Origin of the sequence: Nocardioides sp. NPDC058538, from assembly GCF_042719275.1 — a bacterium.
Taxonomy (GTDB): Bacteria; Actinomycetota; Actinomycetes; order Propionibacteriales; family Nocardioidaceae; genus Nocardioides.
The window spans coordinates 55630-70048 of record NZ_JBHXNY010000025.1 but is presented as its reverse complement, the minus strand read 5'-3'; the positions used below and the strand labels follow the sequence as shown (position 1 = coordinate 70048).

The window sequence follows — 14419 nt, the reverse complement described above, 5'->3', positions numbered from 1 at the left end:
CCCTCCAACTGGAGGGCCGCCATCGGCGTATCTGGCTGTGTCAGAAGTCAGGCGTTGGCCTTCTTCTTCCCCGGTCCCTTGCGGTGCAGGTGAGCCGGGCCGATCTCGCCACCGCGAAGCAGGTCGAGGCGCTCCTTGAGGATGTCCTCGAGCTCCTTCTCCGAGCGCCGCTCCAGGAGCATGTCCCAGTGCGTACGCGCCGGCTTCTCGGCCTTCTCCTCCGGCTTGGCGCCAGAGAGGTTGAGAGCTTCCATGCCGCAGCGCGGGCACTCCCAGATGGCCGGAACCTCGGCCTCGTCCGACATCGTGATCTCGAAGTCGTGACCCTGCGGGCAGCGGTATGCCACCTGCTGACGACCCGCGAACTCGATCCCGCGTTCGTCCTCAAAACTCTGTCCGCCCAGTCGGGCGCCGCGCAACGTGCGCTCGGCCATGAAGCACCTCCTGAGTCGATCGTCCCCCGTTGAATGAGCTGAAGAGCGAGGCGGTCTGCGGACTCATAACGCAGGCCGGTCAGGCCTCTTCACATCGTCAACGGTACAGAGGAGGTGATGATTCCGTGAATTGTCGAGATTCTCGCCGTGTTGTTCGACACAGGCCCCGCCTGACCTGCGGATCTCTCTGAGAAAGTCCTGAGCAGCCGATGTCTCGAACCCGCCAGCCGCTAGCCGGGAACTGGCGCCCTCCGGGTGCCTTGCTCCCTCGCTCGGCGCGAACGGACGAGCAAGCTCGCCGTTCGACTCGCTCAGTCGCCTCAGACCCGTTCAGGCGCCCGGTTGCCCGCCTGCTCGATGCCCTTCGCGGTGTTCACCAGCGCGAGCAGCCCGCCCCCGATGACGAAGAAGGCGATCAGCGCCAGGATCGCCGGCCGGTAGGAGTCGGTGATCTGGTAGACGAGTCCGAAGACCAGGGTGCCGAGCCAGGAGGTGCCGCGGTCCATGGCGTGGTAGAGGCTGAAGTACTCGGCCTCTTTGCCTGCTGGGATGAACAGCGAGAAGTAGGAGCGGGCCAGCGCCTGGGTGCCGCCCATGACCAGACCGATCCCGACCGCGACGACCAGAAGCGGTAGCAGGGTCTGCTCCGGCACGAAGTAGGCCGCGACGACGATGACCATCCAGCCACCCAAGCCGCCGAGGATCACCCGCTTGGCGCCGAAGCTCTTGGCCAGCCGGCCGAAGAAGATGGCCCCGCCGACCGCGACGAACTGCACCAGCAGATAGATGCCGAGCATCGTGCCGGTCTCGAACCCGAGCTCCTCGACCCCGTAGATCGACGCCGAGCTGATCACCGTCTGGATGCCGTCGTTGAAGAAGAGGTACGCCAGCAGGAAGGTCAGCGCGACCGGATACTGCGGCAGCTCCCGGAGCGTCACGAACAGCTGGCCGAAGGAGCGCGCCACGACACCGCCGGAGACGTCCTCGACGTCGGCGGGCTCGCGCCGGCGGATCCGGCGCCACGGGATGATGATGAACCCCGCCCACCACAGCCCGGCCGAGAGCATCGAGATCCGCACCGCCAGCGCCGTCCCGAGCCCGAGCGGGTCGGCGAAGGTGACCAGGAGGAAGTTGACCGCGAGCAGCAGCCCGCCACCGGCGTACCCGTAGGCCCAGCCGATCGAGGAGACCCGGTCGCGCTCCTCCTCGGTCGAGATCAGCGGCAGGATCGAGTCGCTGACCACGACCGCCGCACCCGCACACAGGTTGGCGATGATGAACATGATCGAGCCGAACCACCAGTTGTCCCCGGTCATGAAGAACAACAGCGCCGCACAGAGCGCGCCGGCCCACGCGAATCCGGCCATCAGGTCCGGCTTTCGCGAGGTACGGTCCGCGATCGCCCCGACCAACGGGTAGATGATCGCCGACAGGATCGTCGAGAACGTGATGATGAACGACGGCAGTGCGCCAGGTGCGATCGAGAGCCCGAGCACGTCGATGCGGTTGTCGACGGCGGCGGCCTTCGCGATCTCGATCAGGTAGGGCGCGAACAGCACGCCGGCTACCGTCGTCTGGAAGGCGGAGACGGCCCAGTCGGTGAAGAACCAGCCCTTCTGCTCCCGCGCCCGCTCGACCGGCGTGAAGTCGCCGATCCCGGCTGGTGTCGTCACTTCTCGGGCTCCTCGTTGTTTTCCCTGGGCTCAGCCCGAGACGGCTCCGCGCTTCGCGCGGTCACTCCCTCGCTCGGCTGGGGCGGACGAGCAAGCTCGCCGCCCCGCCTCGCTCCGGTCGTAGCAGCCTCCCACAGGCCACGTTCCTCCAGGAACGCTTTCAGTACGTCGGTGCGATCGGTCATCAGCCCGTCCACGTCGCGCTTGAGCAACCGCTCCATCTCCGCCGGGTCGTCGACGGTCCAGACATGGACCTCCTTGCCCGCCTTGTGGGCGCGGCGGACGAGACCACGAGACGCCACCCGGATCGACAGCGGCCCCCGAAGGCGCTGGTGATGGGGGATCTGGAAGGCGTCGAACCGCGACCCGACGAGCCTCTTGGCGATCCCGGTGGTGGGCGCCAGCAGGTAGGCCAGCACCTCGCGTGGATGCGCCGAGGTCCGCACCCGCCCCTCCGTCAGCCGGCGGAACGCCTTCAGCCGCCGGACCGAGAACGAGCCGACGATGACCTTGTCCTCGTGGTCGGTCGCGGCGAGCAGCTCGGCCACCGCGCCGACCGAGCCGTCTGACTTGAGGTCGATGTTGAAGGTGACCTCGGGGAACGCCTCGAAGAGCGCTGCCAGCGTCGGCACCCCGTGCAGACCGCCGATCCGGGCGGCCTGCACCTCGGCGTACGTCATCTCCGCGATCAGGCCGCTGACGTCGGTGACCCGGTCGAGCGCCTCGTCGTGGAAGGCGAGCAGGACACCGTCGCGGGTGACGTGCACGTCGGTCTCGAGATGGGTGTAGCCGAGCTCCACCGCATGCCGGAACGCCTCCATGGTGTTCTCCATCCCGACCAGGTCGGGATGGAGCGCTCCACCACGGTGCGCATAGGCGCGTACGCGTCGTTGCTGCTCCCTCACGGGGAGCATCTAACCACCCGTGAGGGCCGGATCACATGAGCATCGGGACTCATGTCTACTCACAGCGTAGATCTCGACACGCCCGTCGCGTCTGCTTGCTTCGCAGCGCAGACGCGGGGCTGCTCGATCTCTTCGCCGACGGTGCTCGCGGCTTCGCACGCGAGCACCTGGCTCAGATATCGCGGAAGGCGGTGATGTTCGCGCCGAGCTGGTTGAGCCGCTCGGCGAGGTCCTCGTAGCCGCGGGCGATGACGTAGGTCGAGCGGAGCACCGAGGTGCCCTTCGAGGCGAGCATCGCGAGCAGAACGACGACGGCGGGACGCAGCGCCGGCGGGCAGACGATCTCGGTGCCGGAGAAGTGCGTCGGCCCCTCGATCATCACCCGGTGCGGGTCCATCAGCGTGACGTTGCCGCCGAGCTTGTTGAGCTCGGTCAGGTAGATCGCCCGGTTCTCGTAGACCCAGTCGTGCAGCAGCGTCTGACCCTGCGCCACCGCGGCGATCGCGGCAAAGAACGGCAGGTTGTCGATGTTGAGGCCCGGGAAGGGGAGCGGGTGGATCTTGTCCAGCGGCGCGTGCAGGACCGAGTGCTTGGTGGTGATGTCGACCAGGCGGGTCTTGCCGTTGAGCGCCAGGTACTCCTCGGAGAGGGTGTAGTTGAAGCCCATCTCCTCCAGCGTCGCCAGCTCGATCTCCATGAACTCGATCGGGACCCGCTTGATGGTGATCTCGGAGTCGGTCACGATCGCGGCGGTCAGCAGCGACATCGCCTCGATCGGGTCCTCGCTCGGCGCGTAGTCGACGTCGACGTCGATGACCTCGCGGCCGGTGACGCGCAACGTGGTGGTGCCGATGCCCTCGACCTCGACGCCCAGCTTCTGCAGGTAGAAGCAGAGGTCCTGGACCATGTAGTTGGAGGACGCGTTACGGATCACCGTGGTGCCCGGGTGCAGCGCGGCAGCCATCAGAGCGTTCTCGGTGACGGTGTCGCCGCGCTCGGTCAGCACGATCGGGCGGCCCGGCTGGATCTCCCGGTTGACGCTCGCGTGGTAGGCGCCGTCGGTGGCCTTGACCTCGAGGCCGAAGGGACGCAGGGCCGACAGGTGCGGCTCGACGGTGCGGGTGCCGAGGTTGCAGCCACCGGCGTAGGGCAGCTCGAAGGTGTCCAGGCGGTGCAGCAGCGGACCGAGGAACATGATCACCGAGCGCGTGCGGCGCGCGGCGGCCTCGTCCACGGCGTCCAGGCGCAGCTCCTTCGGCGGCACGATCTCGAGGTCGTTGTCGTCGTTGAGCCAGCGGGTCTGCACGCCGATCGAGTTGAGCACCTCGATGATCCGGTTGACCTCTTCGATGCGTGCGACCTTGCGCAGCGTCGTACGGCCCCGGTTGAGGAGCGAGCCGACCAGGAGGGCGACCCCGGCGTTCTTCGAGGTCTTGACCGTGATCTCACCCGAGAGCGTCGTGGGGCCGGTGACGCGCAGGTGCGTGGGGCCGGCGCCGATGTCGACGAGGGAGGAGTCCAGAGCGGCACCCACCCGGGCGATCATCTCCAGCGAAAGGTTCTGCTGCCCCTGCTCGATGCGGTTGATCGCGCTCTGACTGGTGTTGAGAAGGTCGGCGAGCTGTGCCTGGGTGAGGCCCTTGTGCTTGCGCGCATCGCGAATCAGATTCCCGATACGACCTTTGTATCCGTCGGTCATGGTGCACCACCGTAACTCATATATGAGATAAGCCTGGATTCCCCGCGAAGTGTCGGCGTTTCGTTTCAGCACTGTTGCCTGGCTTCTGCAAGACGACCGTGTGCAACATCTCGTACGCCGGGTGACAGGATGCCACCATGCGCGCGACGACGATCCATGGGGTGGGCGACATCCGCTTCACCCAGGTACCCGATCCTGCTCTCCAGAAGCCCACCGACGCCATCGTCAAAATCGTGGGTTCCTGCATCTGCGGCTCCGATCTCTGGAACTACCGCGGCTCCAACGGCGACATCGACGAGCCCCGCACCATCGGCCACGAGTGCATCGGCGTGATCGAGGAGGTCGGTGCCGACGTACGCGACTTCAAGGCCGGCGACTTCGTGATCGTCCCCTTCGACCACTGCGACAACACCTGCCCGCACTGCCTGGCCGGAGTCCAGTCGGTCTGCGAGAACCTCGGCTTCACGGTCAGCGGCCAGAGCGAGTACGCCCTGGTCAACCAGGCCGACGGCTCGCTGGTCAAGCTCGACGAGACGCCGGATCCGTCGATGTACCCCGACCTGCTGGCGCTCACCGACGTGATGGCCACCGGCTGGCACGCCGCGGTGATGTCGGGACTCGGTTCCGGGGCCAAGGGCGGCACCGCGGTCGTGGTCGGTGACGGCGCTGTCGGTCTGTGCGGCGTGCTGGCCGCCGCTCAGCTCGGCGCCGAGCGAGTCGTGGCGATGTCGCGCCACGAGGCCCGCCAGGAGATCGCCAAGAAGTTCGGCGCCACCGACATCGTCGCCGCCCGCGGCAAGGAGGGCGAGGCGGCCGTACGCGAGCTCACCGCCGGCGTCGGGGCCGACTACGTCCTGGAGTGCGTGGGCACCGACCAGTCCTTCAAGACGGCCTCCAAGGTGGCCCGTCCGGGAGCGACCGTCGGGTTCGTCGGCGTCCCGCACGACGTCAACCTTCCGGTCAACGCGCTCTTCCGCACCAACGTCGGCCTCAAGGGCGGGATGGCCCCGGTACGCCGCTACCTCCCCGACCTCCTGCGCCTGACGCTGGAGGGCACGATCAACCCCGGTCTGGTCTTCGACAAGGCGCTGCCGTTCGCGGAGGCCGCCGAGGGCTACCGCCTCATGGACGAGCGGCTTGCGACCAAGGTCCAGCTCACCTACTGATCCACGCAGATCCCGGGCGGGGGATCAGCCGAGCGCCCCATCTGAGAGACTCGGCTGATGCCCCGCACCGACACCATGCGCCTGCGCCCGCTGTCACCAGGTGACGAACACGTCTTCGCCGACTGGGCACACGATGAGGAGTTCCGGGTGGCCAACGGCTGGCCGGAGCGCGACCGCGACGGCCACCTCCGCCACTGGCGCCGGTTGATCGATGCCCCGCCGCCCGAGCTGATCAGGCTCGCGGTGGAGCTCGACGAGGAGGTCGTCGGCTACGCCGACATCCACGGTCTGGCCCCCGACACCCGAGAGCTCGGCATCGCCATCGGCCCCAGCTCACGGTGGGGTCACGGCCTCGGCCAGCGGGCCATCAAGACCGCGCTCACCTACGGCTTCTCCGTCCTCGACCTGACCCGGATCTGGGCCGAGACGCACGAGACCAACACCCGGGCCAAGAAGCTCTTCGACGCGACCGGCTTCATCGAGACCGGCCGCCACGGCTCCGACACCTACCGCGGCGAGGACGTCAGCCTCGTCCAGTACGCCGTCGAGCGGCCCTACTGAGCCGAAGCGTCACCCCCGTCGGCCGAGACGTCACACGCGTCGCCCGAGGCGTCACTTAGGACGGCCGAGATGTCAGAGGCTGACGCTTCGACCGACGGGGGCGACGTCTCGGCCGACGTACCTGACGTCTCGGCCGACCGGGGTGACGTCTCGGCAGGTCAGTCGCTGATGCGTACCGGCTTCTGCTTCGGGTAACCCTCGGGGAGGAGCATGGTGCCGTCCTGGTGGCGGTAGAGCACCTGCCAGTGCCAGTAGAGGTCGTACGCAGCGGGGGACCGCTTCATCTGCTCGGCGTAGGCGCTGACGGCCGCCACGTACCGGTCGGAGTGGTTGTAGGACCACAGGGCGCCGTCCATGTCGCCGGGAGCGCCGTTGTTGGCGAGCATGCGGCCGGCGGCCATGATCGCGTCGGCGGGGTCGTTGATGTCGCCGCCGGCGCCGTACTGGGCGAAGGTCGAGGGTAGGAACTGCATCGGGCCCTGGGCTCCCGCGGTGCTGGTGCCGCGGATGCGGCCCATGCGGGTCTCGACCAGATGGACGGCGGCGAGGTACACCCACGGCGTCCCGGTCGCCTGCTGCGCCTTGCGGTAGAGCGGGCGCAGCTCGTCCGGCGTCGGCGGCGTCTGGATCCTCCAGTCCGGGAGCTTGGGCTGGGGATCGGTCATCACCATGAGCTCGCGCGTCGCGGTGATGTCCGCCGCGAGCTGGGCGCGGTCGGCGCGGCCGAGCGCGCCCAGCACGTCGTCGGCCTTCGCCTTCGACCCGCGGGCGAGGTCACGGGCGGTCGTCTGCTCGAACAGCGCGGCCTCGCGTACGTCCTCGGCTCCTGACTCTCCAGCGGCGACCGTCGCCATCGCCTGCGTGAGGCGGTCTGCCAGTGGCACCGACGCATCGTCCAGAGGGACCGTCGTCGGTGACGAGACGGGCGGCGAGGACGGGGCGGCAGGTGACGACGCCGACGGTCTGCCGGCAGGATCCGAGGACGGCTCACCGCCACAGCCGGCGACGAGCGCCAGGGCTGTGACGGTGGTCAGGGCAGCGAGCCGAGTACGCACGCTCTCGACGCTACCCGAGGCCCGACTATTGACCGCTGCGGCCGATGCTCCGCCCGATGCTCCGCCCGATGATGGCCGCGAGCTCGGCCGGCTTGGTCAGCTGCGGCCAGTGCCCCGTGGGCAGGTCGACGAAGGTCGCATCCTTGTGCTTAGGGATGGCGGCGACCGACTCGGTGCCGTCGGCGACCCACTCCTTCAGATCGGCCGCGGTGTACTCGGGGCAGACGAAGACCGCCGGGACCGAGTAGCGACGTTCGTCGCCGAGCTCGAACGGCTCTGAGGTCAGGCTGGCGGGGGAGGGCCGCAGCAGCGCCTCGAAGGTGGCGCGGTCCAGGTCGCGTACGTCGGCCTCGTCGAACTCCTCCCACGGCACCGGTGGCAGGTCGGCGCCGTCGGTCGGGAAGTTCTTGGCCGGGATCATGCCCGGCTCAGCCGGCCAGCCACCGACGTAGACCACGGCGGCGACCTTGTCGACGCGAGCATCGAGGGCCGCACCGGCCACCGCGCAGCCCATCGAGTGGCCGACGAGGATCACCTGCCCGGCCGACTCGTCGATGGCGCCCACCACAGCGGCGACCTGGTCGGCGACGTGCACGCCGGATCGGTCGGTCTCGGCCGACTCGAGGCCGGGCAGGGTGAGCGGCCGCGGGGTGTGGCCTGCGTCGGTCAGATGGGGGACGACGAGGTCCCATGAGGAGGCGTCGAGCCAGAGGCCGGGTACGAGAACGATGTCCATGTAACGATCCTCCATGTGGTTGCGGACGATCTACTTCCGCCACCAAGCCCGGCTTCTGAAGTTTCCGGCTTTCGAACAAAAGAACGGTGACCACCGCAACGCGGTGGTCACCGTTTCTGGACGCCCGAGACAGCTGACGCACCAGGTCGTTCAGCGAACGCCGGCGACCTCCAGTAGCTCCGCGACCTCGTGGGCGCGGCAGTCGCAGTCGGAGTCACACGGCAAGAAGCGGTGACGTGCGTGACCGCAGTCGCGGCACGGCATGTCGTGAGAAAGCGTGAAGCTCTGCACCTCAACGGTGTCCCACATAATTAATTCATCCCCCAGAGAATGTTGGTTGGCCTTATATCGGTGAAACTGCATCGGTGAAGCTGCCTGATATGTAACACGATAATCCGCGACTTCGGAAGAGCTCGGACAACACGCCGAGACGTTGTTTTCCCTGGTCAGTCGACCGATATGATTATTCGGTCGACCGATAGATAAACTCATAAGGGGCTGCTGTTGATGCCGTGTGGGCGTCCGCTTTACATCGCCCACGAACGCGCTCTCGCGTGTTGACTGGATGAAAGCAGAACGCAGACCTGCAGGTCACAACCCACAAGGTGGCGTCAGTTCGGGGGCCGATTCCGGAGTGCAGAACACCCAGAGGCGAAGGTCCCAGCCTCCCTGGCTGACCCGGCATAGTCGGCGCCCGCAGCCGCCCTGAGGGAATCTCGGGGGTCGGTTGAGAGTTCTACTACTCGTGAAGAACATCGGATTCTTGTCTTTCGGCCACTGGACACCGTCGCCCTACTCGCAGACGCAGTCGGCACGAGACGCGCTGATCCAGGGGATCGAGCTCGCGGTCGCCGCCGAGGAGCTGGGGGTCGACGGTGCGTACTTCCGGGTCCATCACTTCGCCCGCCAGTACGCCTCGCCCTTCCCGCTGCTGTCCGCGGTCGGCGCCCGCACCTCGAAGATCGAGATCGGCACCGGTGTCATCGACATGCGCTACGAGAACCCGCTCTACATGGCCGAGGACTCGGCGGCGGCTGACCTGATCTCCGGCGAGCGCCTGCAGCTCGGGATCAGCCGCGGCTCGCCCGAGCAGGTGATCGAGGGGTGGCGCTACTTCGGCTACGACCCTGGCGAGAACGCCTCCGAGGCTGACATGGCCAGGGCTCACACCGAGACGTACCTCAAGATCATCGAGGGGGCGAAGTTCGCCGAGCCCAACCCGCGGCCGATGTTCCCCAACCCGCCCGGCAAGCTCCGCGTCGAGCCCTACTCCGAGACCCTGCGCGACCGGATCTGGTGGGGGTCGAGCTCGCTGGCGACCGCACGCTGGGCCGCGGGCCTCGGGATGAACCTGCAGAGCTCGACGCTGAAGAACGACGAGAACGGGAAGCCGTTCCACGTCCAGCAGCGCGAGCAGATCGAGGCCTACCGCGAAGCCTGGAAGGAGGCCGGCCACGAGCGTGAGCCGCGCGTCTCGGTCTCGCGCTCCATCTTCGCCCTCGTCAACGACGAGGACCGGCGCTACTTCGGACTCGACCGGCAGACCAAGGACCAGATCGGCAACATCGACGACCAGACCCGCGCGATCTTCGGGCGTTCGTACGCCGCCGAGCCCGACGTCCTGGTCGAGGAGCTCGCCGGGGACGAGGCGATCCAGGCCGCGGACACGCTGCTGCTCACGGTGCCGAACCAGCTCGGCGTCGATTACAACACGCATGCCCTGGAGAGCATCCTGACCCACGTCGCCCCTGACCTGGGCTGGCGGTAGAAACCTGCGGGCCGCGCAACTTCCGAGTCACAAAAGGGCGCATAATCGTTGTCAACCGCCCCATGTGGCCGCACCATTGGCTACCGTGCAGGCGACCGTTATTCAAGGGGGACCCCTGTTGGCTACGTACGCTGAGCTGCTCGACGTCTATCTTCGCGATCCGGGCCCGGAGTCGCTGAGAGCTCTACGTGAGGCGATCCTGGAAGCTCCGAACTTCCGGCCCGATCTCGAGATCACCGAGATGATCGCCCCGATGATGTCGGTCGGCGACTACGCCGGCGCGATCGCCGCCGTCCACGGGCTCATGCCCGGCGCGATCTTCAGCCCGTCGGCCCACGCCGCCCTAGCCGACGCCCAGCGCGGCCTCGGCAACCTCGAGCAGGCCCAACGCGAGTCGATCCTGGCCCAGTCAGCACTCGACAGCATCATCAGCACCGGAGAAGGCACCGAGTCCGAGCCGTGGTCGGTGCTGCGGACCAGCGACGCCTACGACGTGGTGCTGGCCTCGGGCAAGACGCCGCGTTCACAGGTCGCGGTCGGCAAGCTCGACCGAATCGTGTGCACCGACTCGACGGTCTGGTTCTTCGACACCAGCAACGACTTTGTCAGGGCCTGACCGCGGCGTGCCGAGATCCGTACTGATCACCGGCGCGGCCGCCGGCATCGGCCGGGCGACCGCGCTCCGTTTCGCCCGTGAGGGGTGGCTGGTCGGCGCGTACGACATCGACCCCGATGGCCTGGCATCGCTGGCGACCGAGGTCGAGCCGCTCGCCGGGGAGCTGGTCACCGGGACCCTCGACGTACGCGACGCCGGGTCCTGGCAGGCCGCCCTGGACGGCTTCGTCGCCGTGAGCGGCGGCAGCCTCGACGTACTCGTCAACAACGCCGGCATCATCCAGATCGGCAAGTTCGCCGACCTGCCGCTGGACCGGCAGCAGGCGATCATCGACGTCAACGTCAAGGGCCTGGTCAACGGCTGCCACCTCGCGCGCCCGTTCCTGCGGCCCGGCTCCCACGTCGTCAACCTCGCCTCCGCCTCGGCGATCTACGGCCAGCCAGGCATGGCGATCTACTCGGCCACCAAGTTCGCCGTACGCGGCCTCTCCGAGGCTCTCGATCTGGAGTGGTCCGGTGACGGGATCACGGTGACGGCCCTGTGGCCGCTCTTCGCCGACACCTCCATGGTGTGGGGTCATGACTTCCCGGCGCTGCGGCGGCTCAAGGTATCTCTCACTCCCGACGACGTCGCGGAGTCGGTCCATGCCGCCGCGATCAGCGGCCATGGCCTCCTCGGGGGAGTCCACCGCGCCGTCGGCACCAAGGCGCGCGTCCTGCTCGGCCTCTCCGGAGTCACCCCGAGCTGGGCGAACCGGGTGTTCAACCGGCTGATCTCGACCTGATCGACGCCTCCTGATTGTTCACCGGGTTGTTGCCGGTAAGGACGGTGTGCGTCGGGTTCCTGACGGCCCCGGCGCGCACGCTCGAGAACATGATGAGTCGCACCTTGCGGATTCTGCTCGCCGGGATGGTTGCCGTCGTACTCGCCTCAGCGGCGCTGAGCGTGGCGAGGGCCGACGAGCCCCGGGCCTCCGACCCGGGGCAGGTCGTCTTCGACCGTCACGAGGTGCCGCCCGAGGATGCGCGGCCGGGCGGTGGCGCGGCGCCGTTCGAGACCGGCGTGGTGATCGTGCTCAACACCCTGCTCCTCGGCGGGCTTCTCGGCGGGATGCTCTGGGCCCGACGACGGCTCGGGTGCGCCGACTCGACACTTCCGCGGATGTCCGTATAGCAATATTGCCGTCTCATTTATCGGGATTCCACGCGTAGAGTCGATGCATGTCGACCTACACCCACGGCCATCACGAGTCGGTTCTGCGCTCGCACCGGTGGCGTACGGCGGAGAACTCCGCAGCGTACCTGCTGCCTCGGTTGAGCCCTGAGCAGCGGCTGCTCGACGTGGGTGCCGGGCCGGGGACGATCACGCTCGATCTCGCCGGCCGGGTCGCGCACGTGACCGCCACGGAGATCGGAGAGCCAGAGCTGGAGCTCTCCCGGCAGTCCGTCGAGGCCAGCGGAGTCACGAACATCGACTTCCGGGTCGAGGACGTGCACGTGCTGAGCATCGAGGACGATGCGTACGACGTGGTTCACGCCCATCAGGTGCTGCAGCACGTGAAGGACCCGGTGCAGGCGTTGCGGGAGATGCGACGGGTGACGAAGCCCGGAGGCATCGTCGCGGCGCGCGACAGCGACTACGCGGCCTTCGTCTGGTGGCCGGAGTCGGCCGAGCTGACCGAGTGGCTGCGTCTCTACCGACATGCCGCGCGGGCCAACGGCGGCGAGCCTGACGCGGGCCGGCGGCTGGTCTCCTGGGCACGCGCTGCTGGGTTCGACGACATCGAGGCGACCTCGAGCACCTGGTGCTTCTCCGCTCCCGAGGACCGGGCCTGGTGGGGCGGGCTGTGGGCCGACCGGTTCACCGACTCGGCGGTCGCTCGTCAGCTCGTCGACTCCGGAGACGCCACGACCGCCGACCTCGCCCGGGTCGCGGACGGGTGGCGGTCGTGGGCCGAGGCGGAGGACGGTTGGTTCTCCGTCCTCCACGGCGAGATCCTGGCTCGCGTCTGAGAGGCGTAGTCGAGCCTCAGCGGCGCAGGATCCGCGCCGAGAGCGTGTTGCCGAGCAGCTGGATGACCTGCACGAGCGCGACCAGGATGAGCACGCAGACCCAGGTGACGGTCGGATCGTACTGCCGGTAGCCGAAGGTCTGGGCGAAGCTGCCCAGACCGCCACCCGCGATCAGGCCGGCGACCGCCGACATGTCGACGACTGCCACGAAGGCGAAGGTGTAGCCGAGGATGATCGGGGCCAGCGCCTCGGGGAGGACGACGGTGGCGGCGATCCGGGCACGGCTCGCGCCCATCGCCCGGGCAGCCTCGATCACTCCCGGCGGGACGGTCACGAGGTTCTGCTCGATGATCCGGGCGATGCCGAACATCGCGGCGAGGATCAGCGAGAACACGACCGCCGGCATGCCGATGCCGGTGCCGACGACCAGCCGCGCGGCCGGCTGGACGGCGGCGATGAAGATGATGAACGGGATCGGCCGGAAGAAGTTGACCAGTACGTTGAGGGTGACCGAGACGGCGGCGTTCTCGTAGAGCCCACCCTTGCGGGTCAGGTAGAGGCCGAGCGCGAGCAGCAGCCCCAGGGTGCCGCCGATCAGCATCGTCAGCGCGACCATGAGCAGCGTCTCGCCGGTGGCCTGCCAGATGTCCGGCCACAGCTCGCCGAGGCGGGTGTCGGTGGGGAGAGCGGTGGGGAGGGCGGTCAGCATCACAGCTCCTTGGCGGGGACGAGGGCGGCCAGCTCGCGTACGGCCTCGTCGACCGAGGTCGCAGGGCCGTCGAGGGCGAGCGTCAGGTTGCCGAAGGTGGCGCCCTGGATCTCCTCGATGCCGCCGAAGACGAGCTCGAAGGCGATCCCGCGCTCGTGGAGGACCGCGAAGATGTCGGTCTGGCGGGGCCCGCCCTCGCGCAGCTCGACCTTCACGAACCGGCCGGGATGGCGCGACCGCAGTGCCGCCAGCGCGTCGGGGGCGGGCTCGTCGTCGACGACGGTGCCGACGAAGCGCCGGGTGACTGGCTGCTGAGGTGCCGAGAAGACGTCGTAGACGGCACCGGACTCCACGATGCGTCCGTTCTCCATGACGGCGACGTGGTCGGCGAGCTCGCGGACGACCTCCATCTCGTGGGTGATCGCCACGATCGTGGTGCCGAACTCCTCGTTGACCTTTTTCAGGAGCCGCAGCACCTCGTGGGTGGTCTCCGGGTCGAGCGCGCTGGTGGCCTCGTCGGCGAGCAGCAGGGAGGGGTTGGTGGTGAGCGCGCGGGCGATGCCGACGCGCTGCTTCTGCCCGCCCGAGAGGTTGCGCGGGTAGGTGTGGGCCTTGTCTGGGAGCCCGACGAAGTGGAGCAGCTCGGAGATCCGGCGCTGCTGCTCGGCCTTGTCGACGCCGGCGATCTGCAGCGGGTAGGCCAGGTTGCCCCAGACCGTACGCGACTCGAAGAGGTTGAACTGCTGGAAGATCATCCCGATGCCGAGGCGGATCGGCCGCAGCTGGCGCTCGTGCAGGCCGACCAGCTCGGTGCCGCCGACCTGGATGGAGCCCGAGGTGGCCGGCTCGAGGCCGTTGAGCAGCCGGACCAGGGTGGACTTGCCGGCCCCGGAGTAGCCGACGATCGCCTGTACGTCACCGGCGGCGATGTCGAGGTCGACATCGACCACGGCGTGGACCTCGTTGCGGCCCTTCGCTGCCGGGTAGGTCTTGGTGACGTTGCGGAGCCGCACCAGCGGCTGCGCAACGCTGGCCGAGTGCGTAACATTCGCACCTCAAACTGCTTCTCGGTGTCATAGAGCGAC

16 protein-coding genes are annotated in these 14419 nt (G+C 68.1%); 8 read left to right on the top strand and 8 right to left on the bottom strand.

The window, feature by feature from the left end; genetic code table 11:
* Positions 1–47: 47 nt before the first annotated feature.
* The 4 genes from ACFWQC_RS20710 to ACFWQC_RS20695 all read right to left on the bottom strand — a co-directional run bounded on the left by ACFWQC_RS20710 (position 48) and on the right by ACFWQC_RS20695 (position 4711).
* A complete protein-coding gene (locus ACFWQC_RS20710) occupies positions 48–434 on the bottom strand; it encodes an RNA polymerase-binding protein RbpA (protein ID WP_008359714.1) in 387 nt (128 codons plus the stop codon).
* A 320-nt stretch (positions 435–754) separates the two neighbouring features.
* Entirely contained in the window at positions 755–2107 is a 1353-nt protein-coding gene (locus ACFWQC_RS20705; RefSeq protein ID WP_378682188.1) for an MFS transporter, read from the bottom strand.
* Positions 2104–3021 carry a glycerophosphodiester phosphodiesterase gene (locus ACFWQC_RS20700; RefSeq protein ID WP_378682186.1) on the bottom strand — a complete coding sequence of 306 codons (918 nt, stop codon included), beginning with the start codon at positions 3019–3021 and terminating at the stop codon, positions 2104–2106. The genes ACFWQC_RS20705 and ACFWQC_RS20700 overlap by 4 nt, the downstream gene beginning before the upstream one ends.
* Before the next feature lie 163 nt (positions 3022–3184).
* Positions 3185–4711, bottom strand: a complete 1527-nt coding sequence (locus ACFWQC_RS20695) for a UDP-N-acetylglucosamine 1-carboxyvinyltransferase (RefSeq protein WP_378682183.1) — start codon at positions 4709–4711, stop codon at positions 3185–3187.
* A gap of 137 nt (positions 4712–4848) precedes the next feature.
* Between ACFWQC_RS20695 and ACFWQC_RS20690 the strand changes: the two genes are divergently transcribed.
* From ACFWQC_RS20690 to ACFWQC_RS20680, 3 genes are all read left to right on the top strand, one after another.
* A complete protein-coding gene (locus ACFWQC_RS20690; protein WP_378682181.1) occupies positions 4849–5877 on the top strand; it encodes a zinc-dependent alcohol dehydrogenase family protein in 1029 nt (342 codons plus the stop codon).
* Between the two features lie 57 nt (positions 5878–5934).
* Positions 5935–6438, top strand: a complete 504-nt coding sequence (locus ACFWQC_RS20685; RefSeq protein ID WP_355019969.1) for a GNAT family protein — start codon at positions 5935–5937, stop codon at positions 6436–6438.
* Positions 6439–6507: 69 nt separating this feature from the next.
* On the top strand, positions 6508–6633 hold the full coding sequence (locus ACFWQC_RS20680) for a hypothetical protein (RefSeq protein ID WP_378682178.1): 126 nt from the start codon (positions 6508–6510) through the stop codon (positions 6631–6633).
* Here the strand turns inward: ACFWQC_RS20680 and ACFWQC_RS20675 are convergent.
* Both ACFWQC_RS20675 and ACFWQC_RS20670 read right to left on the bottom strand, forming a co-directional pair.
* Positions 6597–7493, bottom strand: coding sequence for a transglycosylase SLT domain-containing protein (locus ACFWQC_RS20675; protein WP_378682175.1), 897 nt, complete (start codon positions 7491–7493; stop codon positions 6597–6599). The two genes, ACFWQC_RS20680 and ACFWQC_RS20675, sit on opposite strands and share 37 nt — an antisense overlap.
* Positions 7494–7518: 25 nt before the next feature.
* On the bottom strand, positions 7519–8229 hold the full coding sequence (locus ACFWQC_RS20670) for an alpha/beta fold hydrolase (RefSeq protein ID WP_378682172.1): 711 nt from the start codon (positions 8227–8229) through the stop codon (positions 7519–7521).
* Positions 8230–8974: 745 nt separating this feature from the next.
* Here ACFWQC_RS20670 and ACFWQC_RS20665 point away from each other — a divergent pair.
* The 5 genes from ACFWQC_RS20665 to ACFWQC_RS20645 all read left to right on the top strand — a co-directional run bounded on the left by ACFWQC_RS20665 (position 8975) and on the right by ACFWQC_RS20645 (position 12625).
* Positions 8975–9997: an LLM class flavin-dependent oxidoreductase gene (locus ACFWQC_RS20665; RefSeq protein WP_378682169.1), complete on the top strand. Its 1023-nt coding sequence runs from the start codon at positions 8975–8977 to the stop codon at positions 9995–9997.
* A gap of 118 nt (positions 9998–10115) precedes the next feature.
* Entirely contained in the window at positions 10116–10613 is a 498-nt protein-coding gene (locus ACFWQC_RS20660) for a DUF4919 domain-containing protein (RefSeq protein WP_378682166.1), read from the top strand.
* A 7-nt stretch (positions 10614–10620) separates the two neighbouring features.
* The gene (locus tag ACFWQC_RS20655) at positions 10621–11397 is read left to right on the top strand and encodes an SDR family oxidoreductase (RefSeq protein WP_378682163.1); all 777 of its coding nucleotides are present in this window, start codon (positions 10621–10623) and stop codon (positions 11395–11397) included.
* Between the two features lie 89 nt (positions 11398–11486).
* Positions 11487–11786 carry a hypothetical protein gene (locus tag ACFWQC_RS20650; RefSeq protein ID WP_378682160.1) on the top strand — a complete coding sequence of 100 codons (300 nt, stop codon included), beginning with the start codon at positions 11487–11489 and terminating at the stop codon, positions 11784–11786.
* Between the two features lie 47 nt (positions 11787–11833).
* Positions 11834–12625: a class I SAM-dependent methyltransferase gene (locus ACFWQC_RS20645; RefSeq protein WP_378682157.1), complete on the top strand. Its 792-nt coding sequence runs from the start codon at positions 11834–11836 to the stop codon at positions 12623–12625.
* A 16-nt stretch (positions 12626–12641) separates the two neighbouring features.
* On the opposite strand, the gene ACFWQC_RS20640 is transcribed toward ACFWQC_RS20645, so the two are convergent.
* Both ACFWQC_RS20640 and ACFWQC_RS20635 read right to left on the bottom strand, forming a co-directional pair.
* The gene (locus tag ACFWQC_RS20640) at positions 12642–13334 is read right to left on the bottom strand and encodes a methionine ABC transporter permease (protein ID WP_378682154.1); all 693 of its coding nucleotides are present in this window, start codon (positions 13332–13334) and stop codon (positions 12642–12644) included.
* Positions 13334–14347 (bottom strand): methionine ABC transporter ATP-binding protein, encoded by a 1014-nt coding sequence (locus tag ACFWQC_RS20635; RefSeq protein ID WP_378682151.1) that lies wholly within the window; start codon positions 14345–14347, stop codon positions 13334–13336. The genes ACFWQC_RS20640 and ACFWQC_RS20635 overlap by 1 nt, the downstream gene beginning before the upstream one ends.
* Positions 14348–14419: the final 72 nt, after the last annotated feature.

Bases quoted from the DNA above. Each gene is read 5' to 3' on its own strand.
- ACFWQC_RS20685 (WP_355019969.1), top strand. From the start codon at position 5,935: ATGCCCCGCACCGACACCATGCGCCTGCGCCCGCTGTCACCAGGTGAC.
- ACFWQC_RS20710 (WP_008359714.1), bottom strand. From the start codon at position 434: ATGGCCGAGCGCACGTTGCGCGGCGCCCGACTGGGCGGACAGAGTTTT.
- ACFWQC_RS20650 (WP_378682160.1), top strand. From the start codon at position 11,487: ATGATGAGTCGCACCTTGCGGATTCTGCTCGCCGGGATGGTTGCCGTC.
- ACFWQC_RS20680 (WP_378682178.1), top strand. From the start codon at position 6,508: ATGTCAGAGGCTGACGCTTCGACCGACGGGGGCGACGTCTCGGCCGAC.
- ACFWQC_RS20640 (WP_378682154.1), bottom strand. From the start codon at position 13,334: ATGCTGACCGCCCTCCCCACCGCTCTCCCCACCGACACCCGCCTCGGC.
- ACFWQC_RS20645 (WP_378682157.1), top strand. From the start codon at position 11,834: ATGTCGACCTACACCCACGGCCATCACGAGTCGGTTCTGCGCTCGCAC.
- ACFWQC_RS20690 (WP_378682181.1), top strand. From the start codon at position 4,849: ATGCGCGCGACGACGATCCATGGGGTGGGCGACATCCGCTTCACCCAG.
- ACFWQC_RS20700 (WP_378682186.1), bottom strand. From the start codon at position 3,021: ATGCTCCCCGTGAGGGAGCAGCAACGACGCGTACGCGCCTATGCGCAC.
- ACFWQC_RS20670 (WP_378682172.1), bottom strand. From the start codon at position 8,229: ATGGACATCGTTCTCGTACCCGGCCTCTGGCTCGACGCCTCCTCATGG.
- ACFWQC_RS20695 (WP_378682183.1), bottom strand. From the start codon at position 4,711: ATGACCGACGGATACAAAGGTCGTATCGGGAATCTGATTCGCGATGCG.